The organism is Rhizocola hellebori (assembly GCF_016862955.1).
Taxonomy (GTDB): Bacteria; Actinomycetota; Actinomycetes; order Mycobacteriales; family Micromonosporaceae; genus Rhizocola; species Rhizocola hellebori.
On record NZ_BONY01000079.1, the window covers coordinates 18487 to 43924 of the forward strand.

The following is a 25438-nucleotide window of genomic DNA, read 5'->3' on the forward strand; positions in this document are numbered from 1 at the left end:
CTCATTGGCTATTTGTTGGCCGCATAGGCAGCCGACACGGATGCGGCGAACTTCGCCGAGTCCTTGCCGGTGAAGAAGACGCCGTATGCCTTCTCGATCTCGGACTTCCACGAGTTGTTGGCCACCACGCCGTGGACGAGCGAGCCGACCACCACCGTCTTGGTGTCCTGCCACTGGCTCAGTGCCCAGCCCAGGTAGTCGGTGTACTTCGACTTGTCCGAGTCCAGGCGGGCCGGAACCGAGCCCTTCTTGGGGTTGAACAGGTCCTGGCCTGCCGGCGACGCACACAGTTTGAGCCACGCCTCGGCGTAGGTCTTGTGCGGAGCGTTCTTGGGCAGGGTGAAGGAGTCGGCGAGGAAGTTGTAGACGCCGGTGGATCCGGGCGAGGCGACCACGTCGTAGCCGTCCTTGTACTTGAGAGCCTTCGCGCCCTGCAGGTAACCCGCGGCCCAGTCGCCCATCACGTTGTAGGCGGCTGTTCCGGCGAGCACCTTGTCGATGGTCGGCTGCCAGTCGTCCGTGCCGACGACCGAGACGTCAAGGATCTTCTTGAAGGTGTCCAGCGCGGCAACGACGTCCGCGCCCTTCCAGTCGGTCTTGCCGTCCCACAGCCCGTTGTACTTGGCCGTGCCCAGCTCTCCCAGCAGCACGTTCTCGAGCAGGTGCAGCTGGGTCCAGGTGGCGCCGACCGACAACGCCTTGACGTTCTTGGCTTTGAGCGTCTCGGCCTGGGCCAGGAACTCGGTCCACGTCTTGGCGGGCGCGGCGATGCCCCACTCGGCGAGCTTTTTGGGCGAGAAGAACATGAGGTTGGAGCGGTGGATGTTCACCGGAACCGCGTAGATCTTGCCGCTGATCGACAGCTTCTCGATCAGCCCGGCGGGGAACTTGGACTTCCAGCCGTTGGACTCGTAGAGGCCGGTAAGGTCCTCAAGCCAGCCGGCCTTGATGTCGTCGGCTGCTTCCAGACCGGCGTGCAGCTGGTAGGAGTCGGGCGGCTGGTTGTTGCGCATGCGGTCGCTGAGCACCTGCTTAGCCTGGGTGCCCGAGCCACCTGCGACTGCCGCGTTGACGAACTCGACACCCGCGTTGCTCTGCTTGAAGTTGGCGATGAGGGCGTCAAGACCCTCGGCCTCGCCGGGGCCAGACCACCAGGAGAAGACTTCGACCTTCTTCTCATCCGGTTTGGTCTCGCCGCCGGAGTTGGAACAGGCCGGAAGCACGGCCAGGGCGGACATTCCGGCCCCGGCTGCAAGGAGTTGCCTGCGATTGATTGCTGCCATGCGGAAGAGCGTTCTCCCGATGCGCAGTTCTGTCAACAGATCACAATACTGTCGTGATCAGACCGTAACTTTTGCCAAACGTTTTCAAAACTGGCAGCATGCCTATCGTGAGGGAGGCTGCTCGGCGGGTTGCGGAGATGTTGCGCGGACGGGGTCCGCGCACCAGAGCCGAGCTCATTTCCCTCACCGGACTTTCGCGGCCGACCATCAGCTCGGCCCTCACCGAGCTTTCCACGGCCGGGCTGGTCACGGAAGTGCTCGGCCCACCGGCCGGAGGCCGCCCGGCCGGGGTGTTCCGCCTGACCCGCAAGGCGGGGCTTGCCGTCGGCGTCGACATCGGACGGCGTCACCTCCGGGTGGCCATTGCCGATCTTGGGCACGAAATCCTTGCCTCCCAAGCCATCCGGCTCGACCGTGACGCCGACGACCACCCGTTCAGCGCGCTTGACCTGGCCACCCAGCAGGTCGACAAGGTGCTCGCCGCGGTCGGCGGCAGCCGGGCCGAGGTGGTCGGCGTGGGCCTGGGCATCCCCGCCCCGGTCACCCTCGACGGCCGCATCGGGTCACCTACCCTGCTTCCGGCCTGGGCTGATCTGGTACCGGAAGAGGAGCTGGCCAATCGCCTAGGCGGCCTGACCGTGCGGGTGGACAACGACGCCAACCTCGGCGCGCTGGCCGAACACACCTGGGGCGCCGGACGCGACTGCGCCGACCTCGTCTACGTCAAGATCGCCACCGGCATCGGCGCGGGCATCGTCCTAGATGGACGGTTGTACCGCGGCTCGGCCGGGACAGCCGGCGAGCTGGGCCACGTAACCCTCGACGCCAGCGGGCCGATCTGCCGCTGCGGCAACCGCGGCTGCCTGGAGCTGACCGCGGGCGGACGCGCCCTGCTCGCCCAGGCCGGGGTGCGCGACCTCGACGTCCTCGCCCAGCGCGCCATCGCGGGCGATCCCGGCTGCCGCCGCCTGCTGCTCGACGCGGGCCGGCATCTGGGCATCGCGCTCGGCGGGCTGCTCAACCTGATCAACCCGGACCGGATCGTGGTCGGCGAGTTCGCCGGGCACAAGACCACCACCCGGCTGCTGCTCGAGCCGCTGCGGCGCGGCCTGGCCGAAACCGCGATGGCGGCGGCCGTGGACGCGGTCGAGGTGGTACAGGCCGACCTCGGCGAACGAGCGGCCGCCCTGGGCGGGGTAGCCCTGGCACTCGGCGTGGACCGGGCCTAGTGCAAACCGCGACGGGGGCCGGCGACCCGCTGCGCAGCAGACATTCAGCGCAGGCCGCGGTTTACCAGGCGGGTGGGCAGCACGACCGTGCGCGGCCACAGGTTCTGCTTGGCTATCCGCGCGAAGAGAAGCTCGGCCGCCTGGCGGGCCAGTTCCCTTGTGTCGTAGGCGATGACGGTCAGCGGCAGCGGCATCAGGTGCGACAGCTCGAAATCGTCGAAGCCGACCACCGACGCGGTGCTGTTGCGGTGCCAAAGCTCTTGCACCACACCGACTGTGATGCGGTTGTTCAACGCGAAGAAGGCCGTCGGCGGGTCGGGCGCGTCGAGCATCTGGGCGACGGCCTGGGCGGCGGTGACCGGGTCGCGCACCCCGTCGCAGACCAGGTGGCTGTCGTAGGGCAGCCCGGCGGCGCCGAGCGCTTCCTGCGCCCCGCCCAGGCGCTCACGCATCGTATAGACGCCAATCGAATCCAGGAGCACGCCTATCCGGCGGTGGCCCTCGCCCAGCAGGTGCTCCACCCCGGCTCGGGCGCCGCCGCGATTGTCGAGCAGCACGGTGTCGGCGACGAGCCCGCCCGCCGGGCGATCGAGGAACACGACCGGAATGCCCTGCTCGACCTCTGCGCGCAGGAAGCTGTGGTCGTAACCGGCCGGCACCACGAGCAGGCCGTCGACGCGGCGCGCGCAAAGATCGCGCAGCAGCCTCTCCTCACGCACCGGATCCTCTTCCGAGCTGGCGGTGATGAGCAGCGAGTCGAACCCGGCCGCGACCTCGGCGGCGACCTGCGCGATCGTGGCGTAGAACGGGTTGGCGATCTCCTCGATGAGCAGCCCCACGGTCGAGGTCTGCTGCCCCGAGCGCAGCGCGCTGGCCAGCTGGTTGCGCCGGAACCCCAGCTCGTCGACCGCGGCCAGCACCCTGTCGACCAGCTCCTGCTGGACATTGGGCGCCTTGTTCACCACCCGGGACACCGTTTTCAGGCTGACACCGGCATGCCTGGCGACGTCCACCATCGTTGGCCGATGTGCTCTCACCAGTGCAGGCTAACCGACTTCGACAACGTTGTATGGAGTGGGAATGGCTGAGGTTGCGCTAGCCGTCGATGTCGGCGGCACCAAGCTGGCGGCATGCCTGGTTCGTCCGGACGGGACGGTCATGTCGTATGAGAACACGCCCACTCCCGCCCATGACGTCTGGGAGGCGCTGGAGGCGCTGCTCGTCCGGGTGGCCGGGGACGAAGAACTGACCGGCGTCGGCATCGGCTCGGCCGGGCCGATGGACGCGGTAGCCGGGACGGTCAGCCCGGTCAACATCATCTCGTGGCGCGAATTTCCTTTGCTGTCAAGGATTTCCAAGCTTTTTTCCGGGGTACCGGTCAAGCTCGCCGGAGACGGCATCTGCGCCGCGGCCGGGGAACACTGGCTGGGCGCCGGACGCGGCTACGACGACCTGCTCGTCATGGTGGTGTCGACCGGCGTCGGAGGTGGCCTCATGCAGGGCGGCAAACTGGTCCAGGGCCCGACCGGCAACGCCGGCCACATCGGCCACATGGTCGTGGACTTCGCCGGCCACCCCTGCCCGTGCGGCGGGCGCGGCTGCGTCGAGGCCTACGCCAGCGGCCCGAGCATGGTCCGCTGGGCCCATGCCCAGGGCTGGGCCGGCACCACGGCCGTGGAGCTGGCCGACGCCGCCAGGAGCGGCCAAACCGTGGCGCAGCAAGCATTCCAGCGAGCGGGCCAGGCCTTGGCCGCCGGGATAGTCTCCACCGCAGCGATCTGCGACATCGGCCGTGCCGTGATCGGCGGCGGTGTCGCCCAAGCCGCCGACCTCCTGCTACCCCCCATTCGGCAAGCGCTTGCCGAGCACGCCCGGCTGCACTTCCTGCGCGACCTCGCCGTCACCACAGCCGCCCTCGGCAACCGCGCCGGCCTACTCGGCGCAGCCGCCCTAGTGCTGCAGCCCGAGCGCTATCGCTAGCCCCACCCGATCCCCTGCGCCTCCCATCCGCGAGGCGCAGGGCTTGGCGCGAGGCGCAGGGCTTGGCGCGAGGCGCAGGGGCTTGGGGCGAGGCGGACCGTGGCGGGCGGGGCTGTGGGCGGGGGCTGGGGTGGCTAGGCTCTGGCCATGTTGAGGCTTGGCCTTGCCCTGCTCGCTGCTTTCCATCTGCTTTTCGGGGTGCCCGCGGTTGTTGCCCCGCATTGGTACTTCGACCATTTCCCGGGCGCGGGACATCAGTGGACCGCTGCCTATCCGCCCTACAACGAGCATCTGATGACAGACGTGGGCGCGGCTTTCACCGCCCTTGGCGTGCTTCTCGCCATGGCCGCGGTGATGGCGGATCGCCGCGTTACCAACGTGGTCCTCATCGGATTGCTGGTCTTTTCCGCGCTGCACCTGGCTTACCACACCGGCCGGCACGGCAATATGCACGGCGGTGAGCTGTTGGCGAGCCTGGCCAGCCTGGCGGCGGGTGTGCTTGGCCCCCTTGCTCTGCTCTGGCTCAACCGCCGCCGAACCTGACCGCTTTCCAGGCGCGAAACTCGTTCAGTCGAGGCAGAATTCGTTGCCTTCGGGGTCGGTCATCACGATGAAGCCTGCCTCCATCGGCGGCGCGGGATCAACGCGGCGCACCCGGGTTGCTCCCGCGGCGACGAGGCGCTGGCATTCGGCCTCCAGCGCTGCCATGCGTTGGTCGCCCTGGAGTCCAGGCGCCGCGCGGACATCGAGGTGGACACGATTTTTCGCGATCTTGCCTTCCGGTACCTTCTGGAAGAAGATCCGTGGGCCGTGGCCCTCCGGGTCTTCCAGAGCCGACCGGGAGTTGCGCTCCTCAGCGGGGACGCCGACACGGTCGAGGAATTCGTCCCACGCCGCCAGCGGATCGGCGCCCGGCGGCAGGTCGACCCCGGGCGGGCCCGGGTGAACGTAGCCCAGCGCGTCGCGCCAGAACAACGACAGCGCCTGCGGGTCATTGGCGTCAAAAGTGACCTGAATGTGACGGCTCATTCGCGAAGGCTATCGGGACCCTATGACATCGCACAGAATTTGTGTGACTTCGAAAATTGAGTAAAAGAAATCGCGTGGATAACGCAACTTCCCGAGATATCAGCCAAACGGTCAATGTCGATGTTCAACGCTGTGGGGAATTCTTCGCAGCGTGCGAGTGACGATTCAACGATGCCTAGCTGTCGCCGTTTTGGCGGCACTGTCCACAGTGGGGCCGGCGCCCGCCCAGGCGGCGGCCGACGGCTATGTCCGGTTGGCCCACCTGTCGCCGGACACTCCCGCGGTCGACGTCTATCTCACTTCCCAGTCCGGGGCGGTGAGCAAACAGGTCTTTCCGAGGGTCGGATACGGCGTGGTCTCCCAATACCTCAAGCTTCCGGTGGGCGGCTATGAGGTGTCGATGCGGCTGGCCGGGGCGGCCGAATCCACCCCGGCGGTGCTCACCACGCAGGTGAGTGTGAGCGCGGGCAGTGCCCAGACCGTGGCCGGTGTCGGGCGCAATGCCGAGCTCGGGTTGCGGGTGCTGCGCGACGACCTGAGCCTGCCGGCGGGCAACAAGGCGAAGGTCCGCATTGTGCAGGCCTCGGTTCAGGTGCCGGTGCTGGGAGTGTCGCTGACCAACGGGCCCAGCATCGCCGAGAACGTCGCCTTCGCCACCACCACCGACTACTACATCGTCGACCCGGGCAGCTGGCAGCTGCAGATCCGCCCGGCCACCGGCAGCCAGAGCACCAAGGTTTCGGCAACCCTGGGCTCCGGCAATGTCTACTCCCTCCTCGTGGTCGATGCGGGACAGGGGGCGCTGAAGACACAGCTGTTCACCGACGCCGCAAAGGGACGCGGGCTGCCCTGGGGCGGCGTCGCCACCGGCGGCGGTGGCACGAGCACCAATGGCCGCACGGCCACCTATCTGATCGTCGGCGCAAGTGTGCTGCTGCTCGCCCTGGTTACCGGGGTAGTGGTAAGGCTTCGGCGGCGTCGCACCACGCTGTGACGACCTGGCAAGTACACCGCCATCGTGCCGGTCGGCGAAGGCTTCGGATTGCTTTCGCCATCGGCATGGTGGCGGTTTTGGGTGCCATCACCGCCTTCGCGCTGCTGCGCGAGCGGGATCATTCGCAGTGGCGGCTGGGTCTGCCGCCCACCGAGCAGCTCGCCGACGCCGGCGATGAGCTCACCGGCCCGCCCACGAGGCTGCGGATCCCTGCCATCGGCGTCGATGCTCCACTTGGACCGTTGCATATGGACGAATCCGGCGAGCTTCAGGCGCCGGCCGACTATGCCCTACCCGGCTGGTACGAGGAGGGTGCCACCCCGGGCGATACCGGCCCGGCCGTGATCGCGGGACATCTTGACTCGCAAAAGGGCCAAGCCATCTTTTATCGGTTGCACGAGTTGCGCCCGGACGATTTGATCCTGGTACAACGCGGTGGAAAGTGGCTAACCTTCGAAGTGGTGTCCACGGGAAAGTTTGCTAAGAACAAGTTCCCGACCGCAGAGGTCTACGGTCCGACGCCAGATGCACAACTGAGAGTCATCACCTGTGGTGGAAGTTTTGACCCGGTGCGGAGGTCCTACCGCGACAACGTGGTGGTTTTCGCGGTAGCGGCTGGGTAACTGGGGGGACAATGACAGATCAGCGATTCGGATTGATCGCGGGTCGGTACGCGTTGCGCGACCAGCTCGGCCACGGCGGCATGGGCCGGGTCTGGCTCGCTCACGACGAGATGCTCGACCGCGATGTCGCCATCAAGGAGGTCGCGCCGCCGTCCCCGCTCAGCCCCGAGGAAAGCGACCTGCTCCGCTTCTTGATCTTCCGGGAGGCGCGGGCCGCGGGGCGGATCAACCATCCGCACGTGGTGAAGATCTTCGACGTGGTCCAGACCGAGCGGTGGCCATGGCTGGTCATGGAATACGTGCCCTCGGTCAACCTGCAGCGCTCGGTGCACGAGGACGGCCCGCTGAGCCCGGTCGAGGTCGCCAAGATTGGGCTGTCGATCCTGGAAGCCTTGGTGGCCGCCCACGACGCGGGGGTGTTGCACCGCGATGTCAAGCCGGACAACGTTTTGCTCGCCGACGACGGCCGGGTAGTGCTGGGCGACTTCGGTCTGGCCTCCGTCGACGCCGACGGCAAGGTGACCCGCACCGGCCAGCTCGGGACCCCGCAATATGTGGCCCCGGAAAGGGCCCGGCATGGGATATCCAGCCGGGAGGCCGACCTCTGGTCGCTGGGCGCGACCCTCTACGCCGCGGTGGAAGGGCGTTCGCCCTACGGCCGCGAGTCGGTGCTGGAAACCCTGGCGGCGCTTGCCGTTGACGAGCCCGATCCGATGCGGCTGGCCGGCCCGCTGGCGCCCGTGCTGTCAGGGTTGTTGCGCCGCAACCCCGCCGACCGTACCCAGCCCGAGATTCTGGCCGAGCAGCTGCGCAAGGTGATCTCCGGTGAGGCGCTGCCCCCGGCCCCCACCCCTCCGATCATCGTGTTGCCCGAGCCGGAACCGCCGCGCCCCTCCCGGATCCGCGCCATCGTGCTCGCACTCATCGCGGCCGCGATCGCGGCGGCGGGAGCTTACGTCCTGGCCAAAGGGGATCTGTTCAACAGCGGCCTGCCCAATGCCCCGGCGGTGAGCTTGAGCCCGGCGATCGGCACCGTGGTCGGGGTGGGGCTGCTCGCCTGTGACCACCAGCCGGCGCGACCGGCCACCGTGCCCATCAACGTCGCTCCCCCGCCGGAGGAAAAGCCTCTGGTGGACGGCTGGGAGTGGTTTCTGGGCGAGCCCGAGTTCCGCACCGGCGTGCCCGGCGGATGGAGCTATTGGCGCTCGGGTCAGACCGTGTGCTTTCGCGATCCCCGCAGCAGCCGGGTGCTTGCCGTGGTCAAAGGACGCTCCGACGTCGAAACGCTTCCCGGCTACACCGAGCTGCGCAGCGGCGAGGTGTTCCGCGTCGAGCGGGAGTGGCTGATCGAGTTCACTTACACCGGCATAGATCAGAGTCGATTTGTGATGGCCCTGTTCACCACCAACTTCACCGTGCTGTGGTCCAGCGACACCTTCGACACCGGGCTGACCCGGTCCTACCATGGCGTGCTCAAGGGCTCGTTCCGGGACAGGGCCGGGGCGGCTGGCGCCACCCCGGCTCCGAGTAATGGCTAGGCGTAGACCTCGACCTCGTAGATTCGCGCCGCATTGTCCGTTGTGGACGTTGGCGCGGTGATGTTCAGCCGCGCGTAGCGAGCGGTCGCCGGGGTGAAGGTGTGGTTGGTGACGTTGGCCGTGTTGCCGGTCACCGTCGCCACCGTCGTCCAGGTGGTGCCGTTGGTGGATATCTGCAGGGTGAAGTCGCGGGTGTTCCAGGCGGTGTTCTCGCCGCCGGCCCCCGCGTGCCGCACCGTGATCGACTGGACGGTGAAGTTCGAGCCGAGGTCCACCTGCCAGAACTTGGACGCGCCCGCCGAGCACCACTTGTCGGAGTTGCCACCGGTGACCGAGCCGTTGACCGCCTTGGCCGGACTCTCGTTGGCGTTGCACGAGGAATCGGCGGTGGCCGCCTTGTTGAGCGCCACGTTGACCGGCCCCGAGGTCCCGCCGCCGTAGACCTCGAACTCGTCGATGCGGACCGCGCCGTTGCCGTCATTGGCGGGCGTGGTCACATCGAGCCGGACATAGCGCGCGCTCACCTGGGCGATCGGGTGGTAGGTGCGCGAAGACCTGTTGCCGCTCACCGAAACCCGGTTGGTCCAGGTGGTGCCGTCGGTGCTGGTGAGAATGCTGAACGCGCCCGTGTTCCAGCCCGAGCTCTCCCCGCCGAGGCCGGCGTGCTTGACCACGAAGGAGGAGACGTTCTGCGCCGAGCCCAGATCGACCTGGAGCTGCTTGGTGCCCGCCGCGGTCGAGCACCACTTGCTCGCCGACGACAGGATCCCGTCGAACGCTTTCGCCGGCGCTTCAGTCGCCGCGCAGGCCGCCACATTCGACGTCGCCGGCCGGTTCAGGGCCAGGTTCGTACCCAGCGAAGGTGCCGCGGGAGGCGGGGTCCATCCGTCCTGGAACGACGGCGGCACATCGCCCGCGCCCGTCCCCCACGCCGACGGCGAACCGCCCATCGTGTAGGCCAGGGTGGCGCCCGCCGCGAGCTGCGAGTAGCGCACGAAATTCTGCGTGCGCCCGGAACCGTTGAGGGAGGACGACTGCACGTACTGGCCCGAACCGGTGGAGGTGATGGTGACATCACCGCTGGGCCGGTCGATGAGGATGGACGGGAACAGCGGGCCGTGCTGCGCGAGCACGTCCGTGCCCGGGGTGGACGGGTACATGCCCAGCGCCGCCCATACGTACCAGGCGCTGGTGGCGCCGAGGTCCTCGTTGCCGGGCAGGCCGCCGGCCCCGGTGGTGTAGGACTCGGTCATCACCCGGCGCACCGTCGACGACGTCCCGGCCGGGTAGCGGGCGTAGTTGTAGGCCCACGGCACGCCGTGCTCAGGTTCGTTGCCGATGTAGAAGAACGGCTGGGTGAGCCCGCCGTTGAGCTGGGTGAAGTGATGGTCGAGCCGCTGTTTGGCGGTTTCGTGGCCGCCCATCAGGTTGATGAGCGAGGCGAAGTTGTAGGTGACCATCCACGTGTACTGGGACGCGTTGCCCTCGGTGTATCCCGAGTCGCTGGCCGGGTTCAGCGGCCACGTCCAGGTGCCGTCGGCGTTGCGCCGGTGGATGTAGGAGGACTCGGTGGAGAAAACGTTGGCCCACCACTGCGCCCGCGCGATGTAGGTGTTGTACAGACCGGTGTTGCCCTGCCGCTGCGCGAACTGGGCGATGGCGAAGTCGGAGGCCGAATATTCCAGCGAGTCGGAGGGATCCTCGGAGATGTAGTGCCGCGAGGCGTATCCGCTTTGCCTGCCGCGGATCGAGCTGCCTTGCTGGGTACCCCCATTGGAGGAATTGTTCATCAAAGTCAACGCGGAGGCGGTGTCGAAATTGGACACCCCGAAAGCGTTGATGGAGGAAACAATTATCGGCCCGGGGTCACCTGTCATCACGAAGTGCTCGTTGCTGTTGTGTGACCACTTCGGCAGCAGGCCGCCCTGCTGGCCGTCGAGCACCATCGACTGGGCGATATCGGCGGCCTCATTGGGCGCGATGAAAGCGATCAGCGACGCCCAGGAGCGGTAGATGTCCCAGCCCGAATAGTTCTGGTAGACCGTGCGCGAGGAGCTGTGCACGGCCTGGTCGAAACCGCGGTACTGGCCGTTGGTGTCGCTGGCGATGTTCGGGTTGATGAGCACGCGGTAGAGCGCGGTGTAGAACTTTTGCGTGTCCGCCGCGGATCCGCCGGTGACCTGCACCCGGTTGAGCATGTTGTTCCACTCGGTGTCGGCGTTGGCGCGCACGGTGTCGAAGGCGAAGCCACTCTGCTCCGCGTTGAGGTTGCCCTGCGCGTTGGCCACGCTGACGAACGAGATGCCGACCTTCATGTTGACGGTCGCGTTGCCGGTGGTGTCGAAGTTCAGCCAGCCACCCGAGTTGGTGCCGCTGGTGCTGGTCGAGCCGTTGGAGATGGTGCCGCCCAGGAACGTGCCCACACTCGTTGGGGCGCGGTCGAATTGGGCGTAGTAGTAAACCTGGTAGGTCTTGGACGAGCCGCAGAATCCGCCGCCGGTGAACTGACCGGAGACAGTCGACCCGCTGATGGTGATGGAACCGCTGCGGTTGCCGGTCGCGCTGCGACTGGTGTTGATCAGGACCTTGGCCGTCGTGGTGCCCGGGTAGGTCAGCCGCATAATCCCGCTGCGCTTGGTGGTCGACAGCTCGACCTGGGTGTTGCCGTAGGTCGACAGCACCGCCCGGTAGTACCCGGCCTGTGCCATTTCACTGCCTTTGACCTGGGTCGCCTGGTAGTTGGTCCAGGACGAGCCGGGTGAGGCGCTGAGGTTTCCCGTGATCGGCAGGAAGCCGATGTCCTCGTTGTTCGGGCAGCCCGCCCCGTTGAAGTGGGTCAGGCTGAACTCTTGGATCTGGGTATCGGAGAAGCGGTACCCAGATGGGGAGGCTGTTGGGGTATCTGGACTGAATTGCACCATCCCGAACGGGGCCACCGGCCCTGGAACCGTGCTGCCGCCCGCGCCACCCGGCACCGGGTTGGGCGAATTGCTGTCATCGGTCCCGATGAACGGGTTGACGTGCTGGGTGAGCGGCAGGATCGCTGCCTGCGCCGCCGTGGGGGCTTCGATGGCCACCAGCGACGCCGTGGCCAGGAGCAGGGACAGAACCTGGGCGAGGGGTTTGCGAGACATCTGTACTCTCCTTCGAGACAACGTTGTCAACGCGTGGAAACAGATAAGTACTCTTATTAATCGATGTCAAGCCCACATGCTTTCCAACTGAGTCACGAGTCAGGAATACTGTGCAGGTGAACGCCCCTATCGCCGCCGAGGAGTTGGCATCCGCTCTCCTCCCTTTCGGCGAATCAACCATGCTGCCCGGCGCCGCATACACCAGCGAGGCGGTGCTCGCCTGGGAACGCCGGCACCTCTTCGCCGGCTCCTGGACCTGCCTCGGCCGCACCGCCGAGCTGAGCACCGGCGGCAACCAGCACGCGCTCACCGTGGGTGACCTGGCCGTGATCGTGACCCTCGCCCCGCAGCCGCGCGCCTTCGCCAACGTCTGCCGGCACCGGGCTCATTCACTTCTGCCGGTGGGTACGTCATGCGACCGCCCCGCGATCGTCTGCCCCTACCACGGCTGGGCCTACACCCTCGACGGCTCGCTGCGCTCCGCCCCCCGCATGGAATCGCTTCCGGCCGGGCACGGCCTGGTGGAGCTGCCCTGCGTCGACTGGCACGGCTGGCTTTTCGTCAACGCCCTGGGCACCGGCGAATCATTCGGCTCCCACCTGGGCACGCTCGACCGGCTCGTCGCCCCCTACGATCCCGCCGCGCTGGTGCCCATGGCACGCCACTGCTACGAGGTCGCCGCGAACTGGAAGATCCTCGCCGAGAACTACCACGAGTGCTACCACTGCCCGCTCATCCACCCGGAGCTGTGCGCGGTTTCGCCGCCCAACTCCGGCAACAACTGGCACGAGCCCGGAAACTGGGTCGGCGGCTCGATGGACCTGCGCGAGCACGCCGTCACCATGTCCCGCGACGGCAAGTCGCACGGCGTGATGCTCGACGGCGTCGACCCGCGCAGCGTGCGCTATCTCGGCCTGTTCCCCAACCTGCTGGTCTCGCTGCACCCCGATTACGTGATGACCCACCGCCTCGAGCCCGTCTCCCCCGCGCTGACCCGCGTGGAGTGCGAGTGGCTGTTCCATCCGTCCACAGTGGACATCGCTTACGCGGTGGATTTCTGGGACCTGACCAACAAGCAGGACTGGGCCGCCTGCGAGTCCGTCCAGCTCGGGGTGTCCTCCCCGCACTATCGCCCAGGCCCGTTGGCGCCCAACGAAAACGCCGTCTACGACTGGATCCGCCTCATCGCCACCGCCTACACCGCCCAGCGGTGAAGGCGGGTCAGGTGGTGGAGACGAGGCGGCGCACGGCCGGGGTGGCCAGCATGGCGGCGACGGTGACGGCGCTGAGCGTCGCGCCGAGCAGGATCACGGCCTCGCCGCCGATGCGGTCGTAGAGCTGGCTTGCGGCCACCTGCCCGACCGGGATGGCGATGAACGAGCCCAGACCGTCGATGGAACTCACCCGCGACAGCCGATCCGGCGGGATCTCGCGGCCGAGGGTGGCGCGCCACGAGGCGGAAAAGTAGCCGATGCCGCCGCCCGCGAGCAACGCGAGCGGGGCGATCACGGCCAGACGCGGGAAGCCAAGGGCGACAAGGGCTGGAACCTCCAGCGCCGCCGCGGCCACACCCGCCCTGAGCAGATGCCTGGGCTGAATTCGCATCAGGGCGAGGTTGCCGATGGCCATACCCGCCGAGAACAGCGCGAGGGTCAAGCCCCAGCCCGCTTCGCCGACACTGTTCGTGGCGATGATCGGGCCGAGTGTTCGCCAGATCCCGGATGACACCATGTTCAGCACACAGAATCCGGCCACGACCACCCACAGCCAGGGCAGCCCGATGAAGGTTCGCCAGCCTTGGGCCAGCTGGTGGCCCAGGTGGCCCGACGGCGCATCGGTGGCCGCCGTGGGCACCGAGCCCAGCGGTATGAGCAGCAGGGTTCCGGCAAGCACGGCGACCGCCGCGGCCAGGAGCGCGACACCGCTGCTGACATAGCCGGCGACGAGCCCGGCCACCAGCCCACCCAGGACAAAGCCGGTGAACCGGGCAAGGCCGGTGGTCGAGCTGGCTCGGGCCATTTGCGCCTTGCTCACCAGCAGCGGCAGCATCCCGGCGATCGCGGGATAGGAGAAGGCCGCGGCGGCGCCGTTGACCGCCTCGAGCACGGCGAGCTGCCAAAGCGGCCCCGAGCCGACGAGGATGACCAGGGCAGCGGCAACGTGGGTGACGACACCGGCCGCGCCGCAGACCATGAGGATCAGGTGACGCGGCCACCGATCCGCGATCACCCCGCCGACCAGGAGCAGCAGCGTTTGCGACGCCGTGCGCGCGGCGAGGACCAGGCCCAGCTGGCTGGCGGACCCCCCGATTTCGATGACGCCGAAAGCGATTGCCACCGGGGCGAGCGCGTTCGACAACGAGATGAACAGCAAAGCGGCCGTGTACCACCGCAGCGCAGACGATCCAGCAGGCCCTTCCCCAGGCATTCCGACAGGGTTTCACAGATCGTCGAGAAATCCATTAGCATCTCCGGCCATGACGGAATCGACGCCGAGCGAAGCTTCAATGCCCGCCGGCCCCGCGGACCCAGCCGATCCCCCGGCACCACAGGCAGCGGCCCCCGCGAAGGACAGGCGTCGGATGCTGGTGTTGGTGCTGGCCGGCGTCGTCGTGGCGGCCCTGTTGGTGGCGGCCATGATCGCCATGCTCATCTCGGAGAACAACAAGTCCGAAGTGGGCGACTGCGTCAACGACACCACAGTGGTCGGCTGCGACCAGCCACACGACAACCGGATCACGCAAATCGTGAGCAACGTGAACGACTGTGTGCCACCGGCCACCCATGCCATGAAGGATCCCGACGGCCGCTACCTCTGCCTTGTCGAGGAGGTGCCGAGCTAGCCCTCGCCGCGGATGCCGCAGACGCGCCAGTCGCCCTCCTCACGCACCAGCGTGAATCGCAGCTTGCCGCTGTTGGTCACGGTCAGCACCCGGTAGGTGACGCGGGCGGTGACCGTGGCCGACTCGTCATGGGTCTCGCTGTCGAGGATGTCCCAGTCGATGATGTCGGTCCAGCTGGTGAGCGCATTGGTGACGTTGGGAAAGGCGCTGTTGCGCCAGCTGTCGCAGACGAACTCGCGCGCCTGCCCCGCGTTGTCCTCCTGGACTGCCTCGAGATAGTCGACCACCACGTCCTTGGGGTCGCCGTCGCGCCTGAGCCAGAGCAGGCCAGCCACGGATGCCGCGCAGCAGAAGACGGCGAAGACAAGCCCGGCGGCTCCAGCGATCAGCCAGATCTTCTGCTTCTTGGTCATGGGTGGACCGTCACCTCATCCAGCGGCGTGCGGGCGACGCCGGGAGCCCGGACATCCTCGGCAGAATAGCTGACCAGACCTTTACCTGCCGCTGACGATCCGGAGGCAGGATGACGGCATGCGGTATGCATTAGTGCTCATGTTGCTTATTCTCGCCGGATGCCGGGCAGCCCCGAGCGAGGGCGAGACGTCGACCCACACCGTGACGGTGAACGGCCGTGAGCGCAGCTTCCGCGTTTATACGCCGCCCGGCGCAAGCGACAAGGCGCCCCTGGTCGTCATGCTGCACGGCGGGTTCGGCAGCGGAACCCAGGCGCAACGCGCCTACGGCTGGGACGGTCTGGCCGACAAGGAAGGCTTCATCGTCGCCTACCCAGACGGGCTCAACCGCGCGTGGAACGCAGGCGGCGGCTGCTGCGGCCAGCCGGGCCGGGAGAACCTCGACGATGTGGCCTTTCTGGAACAGATGGTCGCCGGCCTGAAAGGGATAGACAGCAAGCGGGTCTATGCCACCGGGATGTCCAACGGCGCCATGATGGCCTATCGATTGGGTTGCGACAGCAGGGTTTTCGCCGCCATCGGCCCGGTTGCCGGCACGCTGCTGGGCGAATGCCCCGCGCCGGCGCCGATCCCGGTCATCCATGTGCACGGGCTCAAAGACACCAACGTGCGCTTCGACGGCGAGCCGGGCTCGGGAGTCGCGGGGATCGACGGGCCGCCCATCCCCGAGGTGGTGAAACTGTGGCAGGACCACGGCGGTGGCAAGGTCCAGCTGGTCACGGTGCCTGAGGCCGGGCACGAGTGGCCCGATGGCAGCACCGAGAAGATCTGGGCCTTCTTTCAGGCGATCTCGAAGTAGTGGTCGAAGAAGGCTTGCACGGCAACGGATTGCGCAACTTCATGGGTTCCGGCCGGATCGGCGGTGAACTTGGTGGTGCCGTCTTCTTCGACCGTGATGCTGCCTTTCTGGTACCCACAAAGGGGTTCGAAAAGCGTGGCAGCGGCCAGCGGATCGTGGAAGGTGACCCGGTCTCGCCGGGCGAACCAAGGGCCGCTGAAGTCCAGCAGCAGCCCGCCGAACCTGTGCCGGAAGTCTTGCTCGGTAAGGAAAACCGAGCGCGTGACGTCCAGACCGACCGCGCGCAGATGGGGAATCGGGGCGGCGAAGACAATGGCCGCCGCCGCGGGATCGTTGCGGATGTTCCACTCCGCGGTTTCGCCGCCGGTGAAGAACCGCCCGCCCATCAGCACCAGCGATTTGAGCTGTGACGCGGTTTCCGGGTGGTCGCGCAGCAGTCTGCCCACATTGGTCAGTGGCCCGATCGCGATCAGCGTCACCTCGCCGGGATGGGCCAGAATGGCCTCGGCTAGGAACGGCACCGCGCCGCTGGGAAAGGCCGTCTCATGGGGCCAGCGGGAAAGCAGCTCGGCAGCCGAAAATGGCGGCTCCTGCAGCGGCTCGCCCGCCAGCGGCAGCTCGGCGCCGGGACGGATGGGGACCGTCCGGCCCAGGTCGGCGCAGACGGCACTGGCCAGCTTGGCCCGGTCAACGGCGCCCGGGGTCACCGTGGTGATACCGAGCAGCTCGCAGTCGGGCTGCTTGAGCAGGTAGCTCAGAGTGATCGCGTCGTCGATGTCGTTGCCGAGATCGGTGTCGAGCAGGATCTTCACGCCCGCCATGGTAGGCGGGCGTGAAGGCCGTCGTGGGTCAGGCTTTGGCGATGAGCTCGTTGACCGGCACCTTGAGGTTGACCGTGTCGTTGGCGACGTCATCGATGTCATCGGCGGCGGCATAGCGGTCGGGGCTCAGGAACCCCTTCGACTTGACCTTGACATAGCCCGTGCGCAGGAGCCTTTGCGCGGCTTCGTCGGGCACGCGCGGCTCGGGACCGGCGACCCGCTGGGCGACGTTGAAAAGGTCCCCGCTATCGGAACCTCCATCACCCATCTGCACCATGGCGACGGATCCGACGAGTTTGCCGGAGCTGTCGACCACACTCATGCCTTCGGTGACGGCGGCGATCGGGGTCCGGGTCACCTGCGTCGGGACAGGTGGCGGGAATGGCGGGTTGGGATTGGGATCGGGATCTGGCGGTGGCGCGGGTGGACCTGGCGGCGTCGGCGGCACCGGCGGAATCGGTTCTGTACCCATGCCGCGCGCTTTACCCCAGGAAACGCGGTTCTAAAGATTCACGCTGACCACGGTGGCGTCGCGGCGTGCCCGCTCCGCGGCGAAGACGGCCAGGTGTGTGTGCAGCGACTCGGTCGCATCGGAGAGCACCCCGGACCGGTCGCCGGTGGCGACCGCGGTGACGAAGGCGTCCATCAAGCCCGCATCGCCGCCGCCGTGGCCGCCCCCGGCGGTCGCGTCCCCGGTCGGCTGGGTGTCGATGGTCGTCGTCTCCGCGCTGAGGAAGTCATAGCAGCGCAGGTAGCGGCCGTCGCCCTCGATGGAACCGCGGGTGCCGAAGATGCGCGTCTGCCGGTCGCCGCCGGAGTTGAACGCGGTCATCGTGAACGTGCCGGTGGCCCCGCCCGCGAACTGCAGCGCCACCACCTGATGATCGACGACGTCGTTGTCGCAGGCGTAGACGCAGCGGCCGTAAGGGCCTTCGCGCAGCGCGTCGGTCAGGCTCCGCTCGGTGAACTCGTCGACGACGACGTCGAGCGGCCAGCCGTGCCGGCCATCGGCCAGCCGTCCAAAGTAGAACCGCTTGGCCGAGTAGGCGCAGCCGCTTTCGACCGCGCAGTCAAGGCAGCGCTCGGCGGCGCCCTCGGGCCGGTTGGCCGGTGTGAAGTGGCTCAGCGAGCCGAAGCTGGAGACGTGCTCGATGGGCCGGCCCATCACGTAGCAGAGCCAATCGATGTCATGGCAGGACTTGGCCATCAGCATGAAGCTTGACTCCGCCTCGCGCCGCCAGTTGCCACGCACGAACGAATGCGCCTGATGCCAGAAGCCCACCGGTTCCAGATGCTGGACCGAGACGATGTCGCCGATCGTGGTGACCGCCTGCTTGAGCGCGGCCGTGTAGGGGGTGTACCGCAGCACGTGCCCCACCGCGAAGATGACACCGCTTTGAGCGGCCGCCTCCGCGATCGTCCGGCATTCCCGCTCGGTGGGCGCCATCGGTTTCTCGAGCAGGATATGGGCGCCGGACTGGGCGAAGGCGACCGCGGGCGCGACGTGCTCGGCATCCGGCGTCGCGATCACCACCGCGTCCGCGATCCGGCCCTTGCCGAGCAGGTCACGCCAATCTGCCACCGCGCTGGAAGGATCGATGCCATGCGCGGTGGCAAAGCGTTCCCGCCGGACAGGGCGTGGCTCGGCCACAGCGACGACCCTCGCCCTGTCCGGGTGGCGAAGGGCCCATCCCCCGTAGGCGCCTTCGCCTCTACTTCCCGCACCTATCACCGCCAGTGTGATCATGCGGAAAAGATAGCGGTATCGCTCAGATCTTGCCCACCCCCGCTCCGGCCGGGATAAGGCTCGGCACGATCTCCGGTGGATCCGCGGTGTAGCGGTAGAAGGTGGCCGGGTCGGCGACCGTCCCCCGCACCTCGATCGGATGGTTGCACTCGACCAGGATGTTGTTGCGTTCCACCATCCGCCCCAGCGGCCCGCTGAACTCGACCCGGCCCGGGTTGTTGACGCTGAAGAAGTAGTTGCCCTCGACGAACAGCCCGGACTCGTTGGTGGAGGCGATGCCGTAGGAGTTGTCGAAGTAGTAGTTGTTGTAGACGTGCACCAGCGGCGAGAACCGCACCCGCGGGTTGCGCTGGTCGGAGCGGTCGAAGAAGTTGTGGTGGTAGGTGACGCGCAGGCGTCCCACGTCCTGGGCGGCGTTCTCGTCGTCGTGGCCGACCAGAGTGGTCTTGTCGTGGTCGTGGAATCTGTTCCACGACACCGTGATCAGGTCTGAGCCGCGCTTGATGTCCACCGCGCCGTCCCCGCCGTCGGACAGATCGTTGTGGTCGATCCAGACGTGGTGCGAGAACATCTGCACGTTGATCAGGTCGTCGGTGGCGCCGGTGATGGTCAGGTTCCGGATGATGATGTTGTGCACGGCGTTGGCCGGGGGCGAGGTGATCGCGTCGCTGACCGGGATGCCGATGTTCAGGCCGCCGCCGACCAGGCGCGCGGTGGCGCCCACCCCGATGATGGTCTTGTCGGAGGAGACGCTGTGCATGCCGTCGGTCGAGCCGGTGGGCAGCGTGATGGTTCCGGAGACGCGGATGATGTAGGGCCCGGGCCGGGCAATGTAGTCAAGGAACGCCTCGGTGGTGGAGACGGTGACCGTTGGCCCGCCAGCACCTCCGGTCGTGGTGCCGGTCCCCTGGCCCGCGACGGTGGCGAACCCGTCCGGCGCACCGGGAAGCGGCGGAATCGACGGGCTCGGGGAGATCGACGGCGACGGCGAAGGTGAAGGTGACGCTGACGGCGACGTACTCGGCGACGTACTCGGCGACGTCGAGGCAGAGGCGGAGGGAGAGGGCGCGGTGGAGGAGCTGACCACCACGTCATCGAAGCTGGCCGCTGTGTTGAAGGTGGCCACCCCGATCTGGCCGGTGGCGAACTGGCTGTCGGTGGCCTGCAACGCCGCGCCGCCGTTGACCGAACCGCGGATCGTGCTGCCGGCGACCTCCAAAGACAAGGTGTGCCAAGCGTTCAGCGTGAACGTGGCCGGGCCGGTGGCCAGCGTGGTGGACGAGCCGCCGACCAGCTTCTTCAGCTCGACCGTGTTGTTGCTGCGCAACGCGAGATAGTAATAGCTCGTGTTCGACTGGACCCGGGCCAGCAATGCGGCGAAGCGGTTGGTGCCGTTGACCGCTGTGGGCTTGACGCGCGCGGTTACCGTGTAGTCGGCCCACGAGGTCGAGCCTGCTCGCGCCCGCGCATCGCTGCTCGTGCCGCTTTGCCGCAGCACGCCGGAGCCATCGGTCACCACCGACCAGGTTCCGCCGGAGGTCGTCCAGCCGGAGCTGTTGCCGTCGTTGAAATCATCGCTGAACAGGGTGGCCGCACTGGCCGTGGTGACCACCAGGACGGTGGCCGTCACCAGGCCGGCGGCGGCCGAGACCGCCAGTTTGATTTTGGACATGCGAAATTCCGCCTCTCCTGGGCGTGGAAAGAGATCGAAACATGCGCCTTGACCCGAGTCGTCCCAAGCCTATGGAAAGCGCTTTCCTCCACGCAAGGTCTGACGTTTGCAGGTTTGTTGCATAGCGAGGCGCGGCCATCGCACACCAACGGCCGCGCCTCGCTGGGTACTCTACCGTGCCGCGCAAGCCGTCTTGAATATCGCTTCACATTCTGTTATCCAATGAGGACTATCCGCATCGCCCATCACAGTAGGAGCACCATGGCCCCGCGTCAGGGCAACGCCTCCGGGGCGAGCGGCGCAAGGGTGCGCCGGCGCGCTACCACCGATCGGCTACGGCGGATCCTGCCGGAATTACTCACGCTGCTGCTAGGTGCGCTCCTGGGTCTGTTCTGGGAGGAGCTCAAAGCGGTCGGGATAGCGGCGGCGGTGCTCACGCTGTCGGTGCTCGCCGCGCTGGCGGTGGTGTCGCTGCTGATGCTGCGGCGGGTCACCGACGTGCCGCCGATCTACAACTACCTGTACCCGGACATCGAGTTCCCCTACGAAGTCCTCTCCCGGAAGATCACCTACCACCTGCGCGACGGAGAGCTGCACTACTCAAGGACCATCCGGGTTCTCGCCCTGCGCGACGGGCAGAGCGGCTACCTCGACCGGTTCCTGTGGACCGGTCCCGAACAGGTCATGCCGCTGGTCAAAGGACATGGCGTCAACGGCATCACGGCCTATGACAAGGTCGGCGTGTTCCGCTACTACCGGGTCGAGTTCAACCGGGCCCTGCGCCGCGGGGAGGAATACGAATTCGAGGTGATCTGGCCGCCTGTCGACCATTGGGCCAAGTCCCGCCCGTTCGTCTCCACGTCCACCGACGAGCCAACCCATCAGCTCATCTTCGACCTTCTTCTTCCGCCTGGTACCTGCAGAGACGGCCACGCCGAGGGCGAGGTGATGCGGGCCACGGAGTCGGTGCTGCCCCTGCAACCGGTAGAGGTGCTGCCGATCGCCGACGACGGCAGGGTGGTGTGGACCATCGACGAACCCAAGCTCTACCACCATTACCGGCTGCGCTGGTTCTGGAGCGAATAGCGCTAGTGCAGGCGGGCGGTGGCGATGTAGCTCGCTGGGTCGCCGTGCCAGTGGGCCAGGGTGCGTTCGGCGAAAGTCTGTCCACTTTGGAGGATTTCGCGCAGCGGCTCCAGCAACGGCAGCGCGTCGGGCTCCACCTCGCGCAGGCCCGTTTCGGCGATCGTCAGCAGCTCGGTGGCGATGGGCCGGATCGGGTGGCCGAGCCAATGCGCTTCCAGGCCACGGCGGGCGATGTCTTTCCACGCCGCCCGGTGGTCGGCGATGGTGGCCGGGCCGGCCAGCTCGCGGGCGGCCAGCCGGGCTTGCGTGCTGTAGACCAGCCCTGTCCAGAAGGCGGGCACGGCAGCGATCGCGCCGGCCGGCGGCCCGTCCAGGGAACGCGCCTCGATGGTCTGCCGCACCCGCACATCGGTCCAGATCTGGGAGAGGTGGGCGAACCAGTCCTCCTCCGACGCCTGGCCGGCGAGTTCGGAGAACGGCCGGTGCACGCTTTGGGCGTGGCCGTCGGGGGATTTGCTGTACAGCATCGGCACCTTTACCGCCCAGGCGATGAGGTCGTCGAGGGTGCTGTGCGGGTCGAGGCCGGCCGGCAGCGGGCCGGTGCGCTCAGGGTCGATGGCCGCCCAGTAGCGCATGCGCTCGGACAGGTAACCGGTGGGCTTGCCCCCAGCCAGCGGGGAGTTGACGAACAGCGCCGCGGCGATCGTCGACACCGCCGACAGCGCACGAACCTTGTCCATCAAGTCATCCGGGCTGTCGTAGTCGAATGTCGCCTGGGTCGAGGTGGTCAACGCCATCACCTCGGGGCCGTAGGCGCTTTGCGGGCCTTGGTGGGCGAAGTGTTCGCGCAGGATCTGGCCGCGCGCGTTTGGTACCCAGAAAATGTCCTGGATTTTGGTGAAAGGCAGGTTGGCACCGGGGACGAGAGCGAAGCCCAGCTCATCGGCGATCGCGGCGAGCCTCTTGAGCGCGTCGCCCAGCAGGGAGGTCAGCTCGGAAAGGCGCGGCATCGGCGGCGAGGAGAACTCCACCGCTCCCCCGTTCTCCAAGCTGATCTTCGAGCCGTCGGGCAGCGCCAGCCCGACCATCGAGTCACGCTCGACCAACGGTTTGGCGTCGAATTCGCCCGCGCACAAGGTCAGAAACGCGGCCAGCCCGCGCGCGCCGCCATACCCAATCACCTGTCCGGTGACCGGATCCAACGGCGCCAGCTCGACCTCTGTGCCGATCCGCCCGGGGCCGGGCGACCCGCAGAAGATCTTATTGAGCTTCACCCGAACCACATTACGTGCTGCATATACTGGCCAACCGTAACCGCTGAAACGGAAAGGGTGAGCTTATGCCACTGGCACAGACGGAGGCCGTCGAGGCGGCGTCCGATATCGACGCTGGGCCTTCCGGTGTGGAGCCGGGCGAACAGGAGCAAGAGCGTTCGCCGATCAGCGAGCGGATCACGCGATATGGCGCATACGACCGGCTCGAGGGCTGAGCACCAAGGGTGAATCTTGACGTTAGCCGCGGGAACTGCCCGTGTTCGGTCAGGCAGGCACGCGAGCTCGACGACGGTTGCGACCGGGCGGACGTGTCCTGCCCCTCCGGGCTGTTCGCCGAGGTCCGCGTGCCAACGCCGCGCCCCGCGCAGGCGCCCGTGCGCTTCGACCCCGCGGACCTCACCGAGCTCTACGGCGGCACCCTCGAAGACGTCTTCCTCCTGGTGGCCTCCCCCGCCATCCGCGAATCGCTCAGCCTGAGCAACTCCACCGGCGTGACGATCGAGGAGCTGGCTTGGCACGGCCCCCAATCGCGCGCCGCGTTGGTCGACGCCCTTGCCGAGCATCATCGTTCGGGTCGTGGCGTGGCCGTGCTGTGGATAGCCGACGATGAGTTCGAGCACTTCCTCGACGAACAGCTCGTCAACGCACGGATGGCCGCGATCTCCTTCTTCTCCACCGGTTTCACGGCTTCACGGCTGGAGAATTATCTTCGTGTACTGCGCGCGGCCGACTATCGCGGCGAGCTGCGCCGCGAGTCAGCCTTGCTGAAAATCCTCGACCAGGCAAGAAAACTGGAGTTCCACACGCCTGCCTTCGGGACGAGCGCAGTCTTCGAGCATCAGCGAGCCCTGCACTGGTTCTCCCTCAACGGTGGGCTCAGCCGCGGCCAGCAGACGGTCCTGCCGACGGGCGAGCTTTCCGCGCTCACCGACGCCTCCGGCCGCTTCTCGATGGGCAATCCGTTCAAGCTCAACGGCGAGCTGGTGTTCTACGGCGCGCCCATCGTGCATCGCGGCAGCCGGCTGGTCAGCGTCGAGGAGACCACCCAGGCCTACCAAGCGTTCGCGCCGATGCGCCGCCATCCGGCGATCGTACGGGTCGAAGACGGGCTCATCACCTCGGTCCGCGCGCCTTCTTCCGCGCTGGGCAACGACTTCACCCGTGCGCTGGAGACCCTCTTCGCTTCCGATGAGCGCTACCGCAAGGTGCACGAGATCGGTTTCGGCACGAACACGGCCTGTGTCACGCTGGAGCCGGAGAACTTCTTCCCCAACGAACGCTGGCCGGGTGTCCACTTCGGACTAGGCCTGGGCGGCCACACCCCCTTTCACATCGATCTCACCTGCAGCAGCGTGGAGTTGCGCGCCCACACCGGCGCCGGGCCGATCGACGTCTTCCGCTCTCTTGGCTTGCGCTAGTTGCTTTTGGCTCGGGTGTGTCGAAGATCGCTTCGCAAACCGTGGCCGCGCCGCCGATCGGGCCGTGCCCGTAGGCTTTGGCCGTTGTCGAGCAGGAGCGGGGAAGCAATGCGGGACGCGCTGGCCGGCCCTGGCGGGGCACGCATCCGATGGGTGGAGATCGACGGCACCGAACCGGTCCGGGTCTGCGTTCACGGGATCGGTTCGCAGGCGGCCGCTTACTTCACCCACGCGATGAGCCTGCCGCCCGCGGCGGGCAGGCGCACGCTGATGATGGACCTGCTGGGTTTCGGGCTCAGTGACCGCCCTGCGGATTTCGGCTACCGGCTTGAAGACCACGCCGATGCGGTGGCGCAGGCCCTGGACAGCGCCGGTGTCAGCGGCGTGGAGGCGATCGGTCACAGCATGGGCGGCGCGGTCATGATCGTGCTGGCCAGCCGCCGGCCGGACCTCGTCTCCCGGCTGATCGTGGCGGAGGCCCCGCTCGATCCTGTCCCCCCACCGCCGCCCGGCAACGTCGGCGTGACCACCTTCACCGAGGCCGAATTCGCTGCGGGCGGGATGACCCAGATCCTCGACCAGGTCGGGCCGCAGTGGGCCGCGACCATGCGGCTAGCCGATCCCATAGCGCTGCACCGCAGCGCGTTCGGCCTGCGCGCGGGAACCCGACCGGCCGTTCGGCAACTGCTGATGGCACTGCCCATCCCCCGGACGTTCCTGGTCGGCGCGCTCTCCACGCCGCTGGCGGGAAAGCAGGAGCTGGAGGCGGCGGGAGTGCTGGTCGTGACCGTCCCCGACGCCGGCCACAACATCATGCTCGACAACCCGCACGGGTTCGCATCCGAGATCGCCCGCTAGGTCAGACACCCACCGCTTGTTGGCAGCTCAGCGATCACGGCGACGACGGTCTTCGTTGGCATGTATACCCCCGCGACACAGGTATCGCCGGTGGAGCCGCCGAACCGGATGCCGTCCGCGGCCGCGACAACCTGCACTCGCCACAGCCCCAGCCACTCGAGCAGCACGCGAACAGTTCCAAGCGACACGCCGCCCTGCCGCCGGTAGGCGTCGAGGCTGTCCATAACCGTGCGGACGCAGGAATGGTGCAGGATCGTGTCCTGCACGTCGAGCCGCGGGCGCACGCCGAAGGCGGCCGCAGCCACCCGGTTGCGTTCCAGGTAGGCGTCCTGCGGCTCCGACATGGCCACAGCCGACGGCACACCGCAGGCGCGGCCATGTTCCGTCAGGTAAGCAATGATGACTGCCCGCTGCACTCCACCATGATCAGATTCTTGTTTGACAGGGTGCGGGCGCATGTCGGCGGCGAGAAGGAGCAACACCGCCAGCGCCATATACAGTCGCCATCCCATGGGCGCCAATCGTAGGGCAGCGGCCGTTGGTCGCGCTGACTCCAGGTTGCGCGGAACTCGACGTGGCCACGGCACGGACCGACGGGCCACCGACCGACGGGCCACCGACCGACGGGCCACCGACCG

At 67.4% G+C, this 25438-nt stretch carries 25 protein-coding genes; 13 read left to right on the forward strand and 12 right to left on the reverse strand.

The annotated features are described in order from the left end of the window. Positions 1 to 8 precede the first annotated feature (8 nt). Entirely contained in the window at positions 9 to 1283 is a 1275-nt protein-coding gene (locus tag Rhe02_RS39525; protein ID WP_203913625.1) for an ABC transporter substrate-binding protein, read from the reverse strand. A gap of 107 nt (positions 1284 to 1390) precedes the next feature. Here Rhe02_RS39525 and Rhe02_RS39530 point away from each other — a divergent pair, with 107 nt between their 5' ends. Next, positions 1391 to 2512: an ROK family transcriptional regulator gene (locus tag Rhe02_RS39530; protein WP_203913626.1), complete on the forward strand. Its 1122-nt coding sequence runs from the start codon at positions 1391 to 1393 to the stop codon at positions 2510 to 2512. Positions 2513 to 2556: 44 nt separating this feature from the next. On the opposite strand, the gene Rhe02_RS39535 is transcribed toward Rhe02_RS39530, so the two are convergent. After that, the gene (locus Rhe02_RS39535; protein ID WP_203913648.1) at positions 2557 to 3528 is read right to left on the reverse strand and encodes a LacI family DNA-binding transcriptional regulator; all 972 of its coding nucleotides are present in this window, start codon (positions 3526 to 3528) and stop codon (positions 2557 to 2559) included. Between the two features lie 64 nt (positions 3529 to 3592). Here Rhe02_RS39535 and Rhe02_RS39540 point away from each other — a divergent pair, with 64 nt between their 5' ends. Further along, positions 3593 to 4492 (forward strand): ROK family protein, encoded by a 900-nt coding sequence (locus Rhe02_RS39540; RefSeq protein WP_203913627.1) that lies wholly within the window; start codon positions 3593 to 3595, stop codon positions 4490 to 4492. A 147-nt stretch (positions 4493 to 4639) separates the two neighbouring features. Then, on the forward strand, positions 4640 to 5035 hold the full coding sequence (locus Rhe02_RS39545) for a hypothetical protein (protein ID WP_203913628.1): 396 nt from the start codon (positions 4640 to 4642) through the stop codon (positions 5033 to 5035). 24 nt (positions 5036 to 5059) lie between these two features. Here the strand turns inward: Rhe02_RS39545 and Rhe02_RS39550 are convergent, their stop codons facing one another. Further along, positions 5060 to 5521 carry a VOC family protein gene (locus Rhe02_RS39550; protein ID WP_203913629.1) on the reverse strand — a complete coding sequence of 154 codons (462 nt, stop codon included), beginning with the start codon at positions 5519 to 5521 and terminating at the stop codon, positions 5060 to 5062. A gap of 151 nt (positions 5522 to 5672) precedes the next feature. On the opposite strand from Rhe02_RS39550, the gene Rhe02_RS39555 reads away from it, so the two are divergent. The 3 genes from Rhe02_RS39555 to Rhe02_RS39565 all read left to right on the forward strand — a co-directional run bounded on the left by Rhe02_RS39555 (position 5673) and on the right by Rhe02_RS39565 (position 8676). Continuing rightward, complete coding sequence (locus Rhe02_RS39555; protein ID WP_203913630.1) at positions 5673 to 6515, forward strand: DUF4397 domain-containing protein; 843 nt, start codon at positions 5673 to 5675, stop codon at positions 6513 to 6515. Positions 6516 to 6580: 65 nt separating this feature from the next. After that, positions 6581 to 7138, forward strand: a complete 558-nt coding sequence (locus Rhe02_RS39560; protein ID WP_203913631.1) for a class F sortase — start codon at positions 6581 to 6583, stop codon at positions 7136 to 7138. Positions 7139 to 7149: 11 nt separating this feature from the next. Continuing rightward, positions 7150 to 8676 carry a serine/threonine-protein kinase gene (locus Rhe02_RS39565; protein ID WP_203913632.1) on the forward strand — a complete coding sequence of 509 codons (1527 nt, stop codon included), beginning with the start codon at positions 7150 to 7152 and terminating at the stop codon, positions 8674 to 8676. On the opposite strand, the gene Rhe02_RS39570 is transcribed toward Rhe02_RS39565, so the two are convergent. After that, positions 8673 to 11810 (reverse strand): GH92 family glycosyl hydrolase, encoded by a 3138-nt coding sequence (locus tag Rhe02_RS39570; protein WP_203913633.1) that lies wholly within the window; start codon positions 11808 to 11810, stop codon positions 8673 to 8675. The two genes, Rhe02_RS39565 and Rhe02_RS39570, sit on opposite strands and share 4 nt — an antisense overlap. 116 nt (positions 11811 to 11926) lie before the next feature. Here Rhe02_RS39570 and Rhe02_RS39575 point away from each other — a divergent pair, with 116 nt between their 5' ends. Continuing rightward, positions 11927 to 13024 carry an aromatic ring-hydroxylating oxygenase subunit alpha gene (locus Rhe02_RS39575; RefSeq protein ID WP_203913634.1) on the forward strand — a complete coding sequence of 366 codons (1098 nt, stop codon included), beginning with the start codon at positions 11927 to 11929 and terminating at the stop codon, positions 13022 to 13024. 7 nt (positions 13025 to 13031) lie between these two features. On the opposite strand, the gene Rhe02_RS39580 is transcribed toward Rhe02_RS39575, so the two are convergent. After that, the gene (locus Rhe02_RS39580) at positions 13032 to 14237 is read right to left on the reverse strand and encodes an MFS transporter (RefSeq protein ID WP_203913635.1); all 1206 of its coding nucleotides are present in this window, start codon (positions 14235 to 14237) and stop codon (positions 13032 to 13034) included. 49 nt (positions 14238 to 14286) lie between these two features. On the opposite strand from Rhe02_RS39580, the gene Rhe02_RS39585 reads away from it, so the two are divergent. Beyond that, a complete protein-coding gene (locus Rhe02_RS39585) occupies positions 14287 to 14652 on the forward strand; it encodes a hypothetical protein (RefSeq protein WP_203913636.1) in 366 nt (121 codons plus the stop codon). On the opposite strand, the gene Rhe02_RS39590 is transcribed toward Rhe02_RS39585, so the two are convergent. After that, entirely contained in the window at positions 14649 to 15065 is a 417-nt protein-coding gene (locus Rhe02_RS39590; RefSeq protein ID WP_203913637.1) for an Rv0361 family membrane protein, read from the reverse strand. The two genes, Rhe02_RS39585 and Rhe02_RS39590, sit on opposite strands and share 4 nt — an antisense overlap. 118 nt (positions 15066 to 15183) lie before the next feature. Between Rhe02_RS39590 and Rhe02_RS39595 the strand changes: the two genes are divergently transcribed. Then, the gene (locus tag Rhe02_RS39595; RefSeq protein ID WP_203913638.1) at positions 15184 to 15924 is read left to right on the forward strand and encodes a CE1 family esterase; all 741 of its coding nucleotides are present in this window, start codon (positions 15184 to 15186) and stop codon (positions 15922 to 15924) included. On the opposite strand, the gene Rhe02_RS39600 is transcribed toward Rhe02_RS39595, so the two are convergent. Genes Rhe02_RS39600 through Rhe02_RS39615 form a run of 4 tightly spaced genes read right to left on the reverse strand, consistent with a single transcriptional unit; the run spans position 15906 to position 20164 of the window. Continuing rightward, positions 15906 to 16736, reverse strand: coding sequence for a nucleoside hydrolase (locus Rhe02_RS39600; protein ID WP_203913639.1), 831 nt, complete (start codon positions 16734 to 16736; stop codon positions 15906 to 15908). The genes Rhe02_RS39595 and Rhe02_RS39600 overlap by 19 nt on opposite strands. Before the next feature lie 37 nt (positions 16737 to 16773). After that, positions 16774 to 17217 carry a hypothetical protein gene (locus tag Rhe02_RS39605; RefSeq protein ID WP_203913640.1) on the reverse strand — a complete coding sequence of 148 codons (444 nt, stop codon included), beginning with the start codon at positions 17215 to 17217 and terminating at the stop codon, positions 16774 to 16776. A gap of 30 nt (positions 17218 to 17247) precedes the next feature. Continuing rightward, complete coding sequence (locus tag Rhe02_RS39610; RefSeq protein WP_203913641.1) at positions 17248 to 18492, reverse strand: Gfo/Idh/MocA family protein; 1245 nt, start codon at positions 18490 to 18492, stop codon at positions 17248 to 17250. A gap of 22 nt (positions 18493 to 18514) precedes the next feature. Further along, positions 18515 to 20164: a pectate lyase family protein gene (locus Rhe02_RS39615; protein WP_203913642.1), complete on the reverse strand. Its 1650-nt coding sequence runs from the start codon at positions 20162 to 20164 to the stop codon at positions 18515 to 18517. 261 nt (positions 20165 to 20425) lie between these two features. Between Rhe02_RS39615 and Rhe02_RS39620 the strand changes: the two genes are divergently transcribed. Continuing rightward, positions 20426 to 21250 carry a hypothetical protein gene (locus Rhe02_RS39620; RefSeq protein ID WP_203913643.1) on the forward strand — a complete coding sequence of 275 codons (825 nt, stop codon included), beginning with the start codon at positions 20426 to 20428 and terminating at the stop codon, positions 21248 to 21250. A 2-nt stretch (positions 21251 to 21252) separates the two neighbouring features. Here Rhe02_RS39620 and Rhe02_RS39625 read toward each other — a convergent pair whose 3' ends face one another. Further along, the gene (locus Rhe02_RS39625; protein ID WP_203913644.1) at positions 21253 to 22524 is read right to left on the reverse strand and encodes a glutamate-cysteine ligase family protein; all 1272 of its coding nucleotides are present in this window, start codon (positions 22522 to 22524) and stop codon (positions 21253 to 21255) included. A gap of 65 nt (positions 22525 to 22589) precedes the next feature. Here Rhe02_RS39625 and Rhe02_RS39630 point away from each other — a divergent pair, with 65 nt between their 5' ends. The 3 genes from Rhe02_RS39630 (at position 22590) to Rhe02_RS39640 (ending at position 24800) form a co-directional block, all read left to right on the forward strand. Continuing rightward, positions 22590 to 22739, forward strand: coding sequence for a hypothetical protein (locus Rhe02_RS39630; RefSeq protein ID WP_203913645.1), 150 nt, complete (start codon positions 22590 to 22592; stop codon positions 22737 to 22739). Between the two features lie 9 nt (positions 22740 to 22748). Beyond that, positions 22749 to 23942: a CgnE/CgnB domain-containing protein gene (locus Rhe02_RS39635; RefSeq protein WP_203913646.1), complete on the forward strand. Its 1194-nt coding sequence runs from the start codon at positions 22749 to 22751 to the stop codon at positions 23940 to 23942. Between the two features lie 84 nt (positions 23943 to 24026). Next, complete coding sequence (locus Rhe02_RS39640; RefSeq protein WP_239124346.1) at positions 24027 to 24800, forward strand: alpha/beta fold hydrolase; 774 nt, start codon at positions 24027 to 24029, stop codon at positions 24798 to 24800. Here the strand turns inward: Rhe02_RS39640 and Rhe02_RS39645 are convergent. Further along, complete coding sequence (locus Rhe02_RS39645; protein ID WP_203913647.1) at positions 24797 to 25312, reverse strand: hypothetical protein; 516 nt, start codon at positions 25310 to 25312, stop codon at positions 24797 to 24799. The genes Rhe02_RS39640 and Rhe02_RS39645 overlap by 4 nt on opposite strands. Between the last annotated feature and the right edge of the window lie 126 nt (positions 25313 to 25438).

Coding starts and splice junctions, on each gene's coding strand:
- Rhe02_RS39590 (WP_203913637.1), bottom strand. CDS start 15,065: ATGACCAAGAAGCAGAAGATCTGGCTGATCGCTGGAGCCGCCGGGCTT.
- Rhe02_RS39585 (WP_203913636.1), top strand. CDS start 14,287: ATGACGGAATCGACGCCGAGCGAAGCTTCAATGCCCGCCGGCCCCGCG.
- Rhe02_RS39540 (WP_203913627.1), top strand. CDS start 3,593: ATGGCTGAGGTTGCGCTAGCCGTCGATGTCGGCGGCACCAAGCTGGCG.
- Rhe02_RS39605 (WP_203913640.1), bottom strand. CDS start 17,217: ATGGGTACAGAACCGATTCCGCCGGTGCCGCCGACGCCGCCAGGTCCA.
- Rhe02_RS39545 (WP_203913628.1), top strand. CDS start 4,640: ATGTTGAGGCTTGGCCTTGCCCTGCTCGCTGCTTTCCATCTGCTTTTC.
- Rhe02_RS39525 (WP_203913625.1), bottom strand. CDS start 1,283: ATGGCAGCAATCAATCGCAGGCAACTCCTTGCAGCCGGGGCCGGAATG.
- Rhe02_RS39595 (WP_203913638.1), top strand. CDS start 15,184: ATGCGGTATGCATTAGTGCTCATGTTGCTTATTCTCGCCGGATGCCGG.
- Rhe02_RS39570 (WP_203913633.1), bottom strand. CDS start 11,810: ATGTCTCGCAAACCCCTCGCCCAGGTTCTGTCCCTGCTCCTGGCCACG.
- Rhe02_RS39645 (WP_203913647.1), bottom strand. CDS start 25,312: ATGGGATGGCGACTGTATATGGCGCTGGCGGTGTTGCTCCTTCTCGCC.
- Rhe02_RS39615 (WP_203913642.1), bottom strand. CDS start 20,164: ATGTCCAAAATCAAACTGGCGGTCTCGGCCGCCGCCGGCCTGGTGACG.
- Rhe02_RS39550 (WP_203913629.1), bottom strand. CDS start 5,521: ATGAGCCGTCACATTCAGGTCACTTTTGACGCCAATGACCCGCAGGCG.
- Rhe02_RS39565 (WP_203913632.1), top strand. CDS start 7,150: ATGACAGATCAGCGATTCGGATTGATCGCGGGTCGGTACGCGTTGCGC.
- Rhe02_RS39560 (WP_203913631.1), top strand. CDS start 6,581: ATGGTGGCGGTTTTGGGTGCCATCACCGCCTTCGCGCTGCTGCGCGAG.
- Rhe02_RS39610 (WP_203913641.1), bottom strand. CDS start 18,492: ATGATCACACTGGCGGTGATAGGTGCGGGAAGTAGAGGCGAAGGCGCC.
- Rhe02_RS39620 (WP_203913643.1), top strand. CDS start 20,426: ATGGCCCCGCGTCAGGGCAACGCCTCCGGGGCGAGCGGCGCAAGGGTG.
- Rhe02_RS39535 (WP_203913648.1), bottom strand. CDS start 3,528: ATGGTGGACGTCGCCAGGCATGCCGGTGTCAGCCTGAAAACGGTGTCC.
- Rhe02_RS39580 (WP_203913635.1), bottom strand. CDS start 14,237: ATGCCTGGGGAAGGGCCTGCTGGATCGTCTGCGCTGCGGTGGTACACG.
- Rhe02_RS39630 (WP_203913645.1), top strand. CDS start 22,590: ATGCCACTGGCACAGACGGAGGCCGTCGAGGCGGCGTCCGATATCGAC.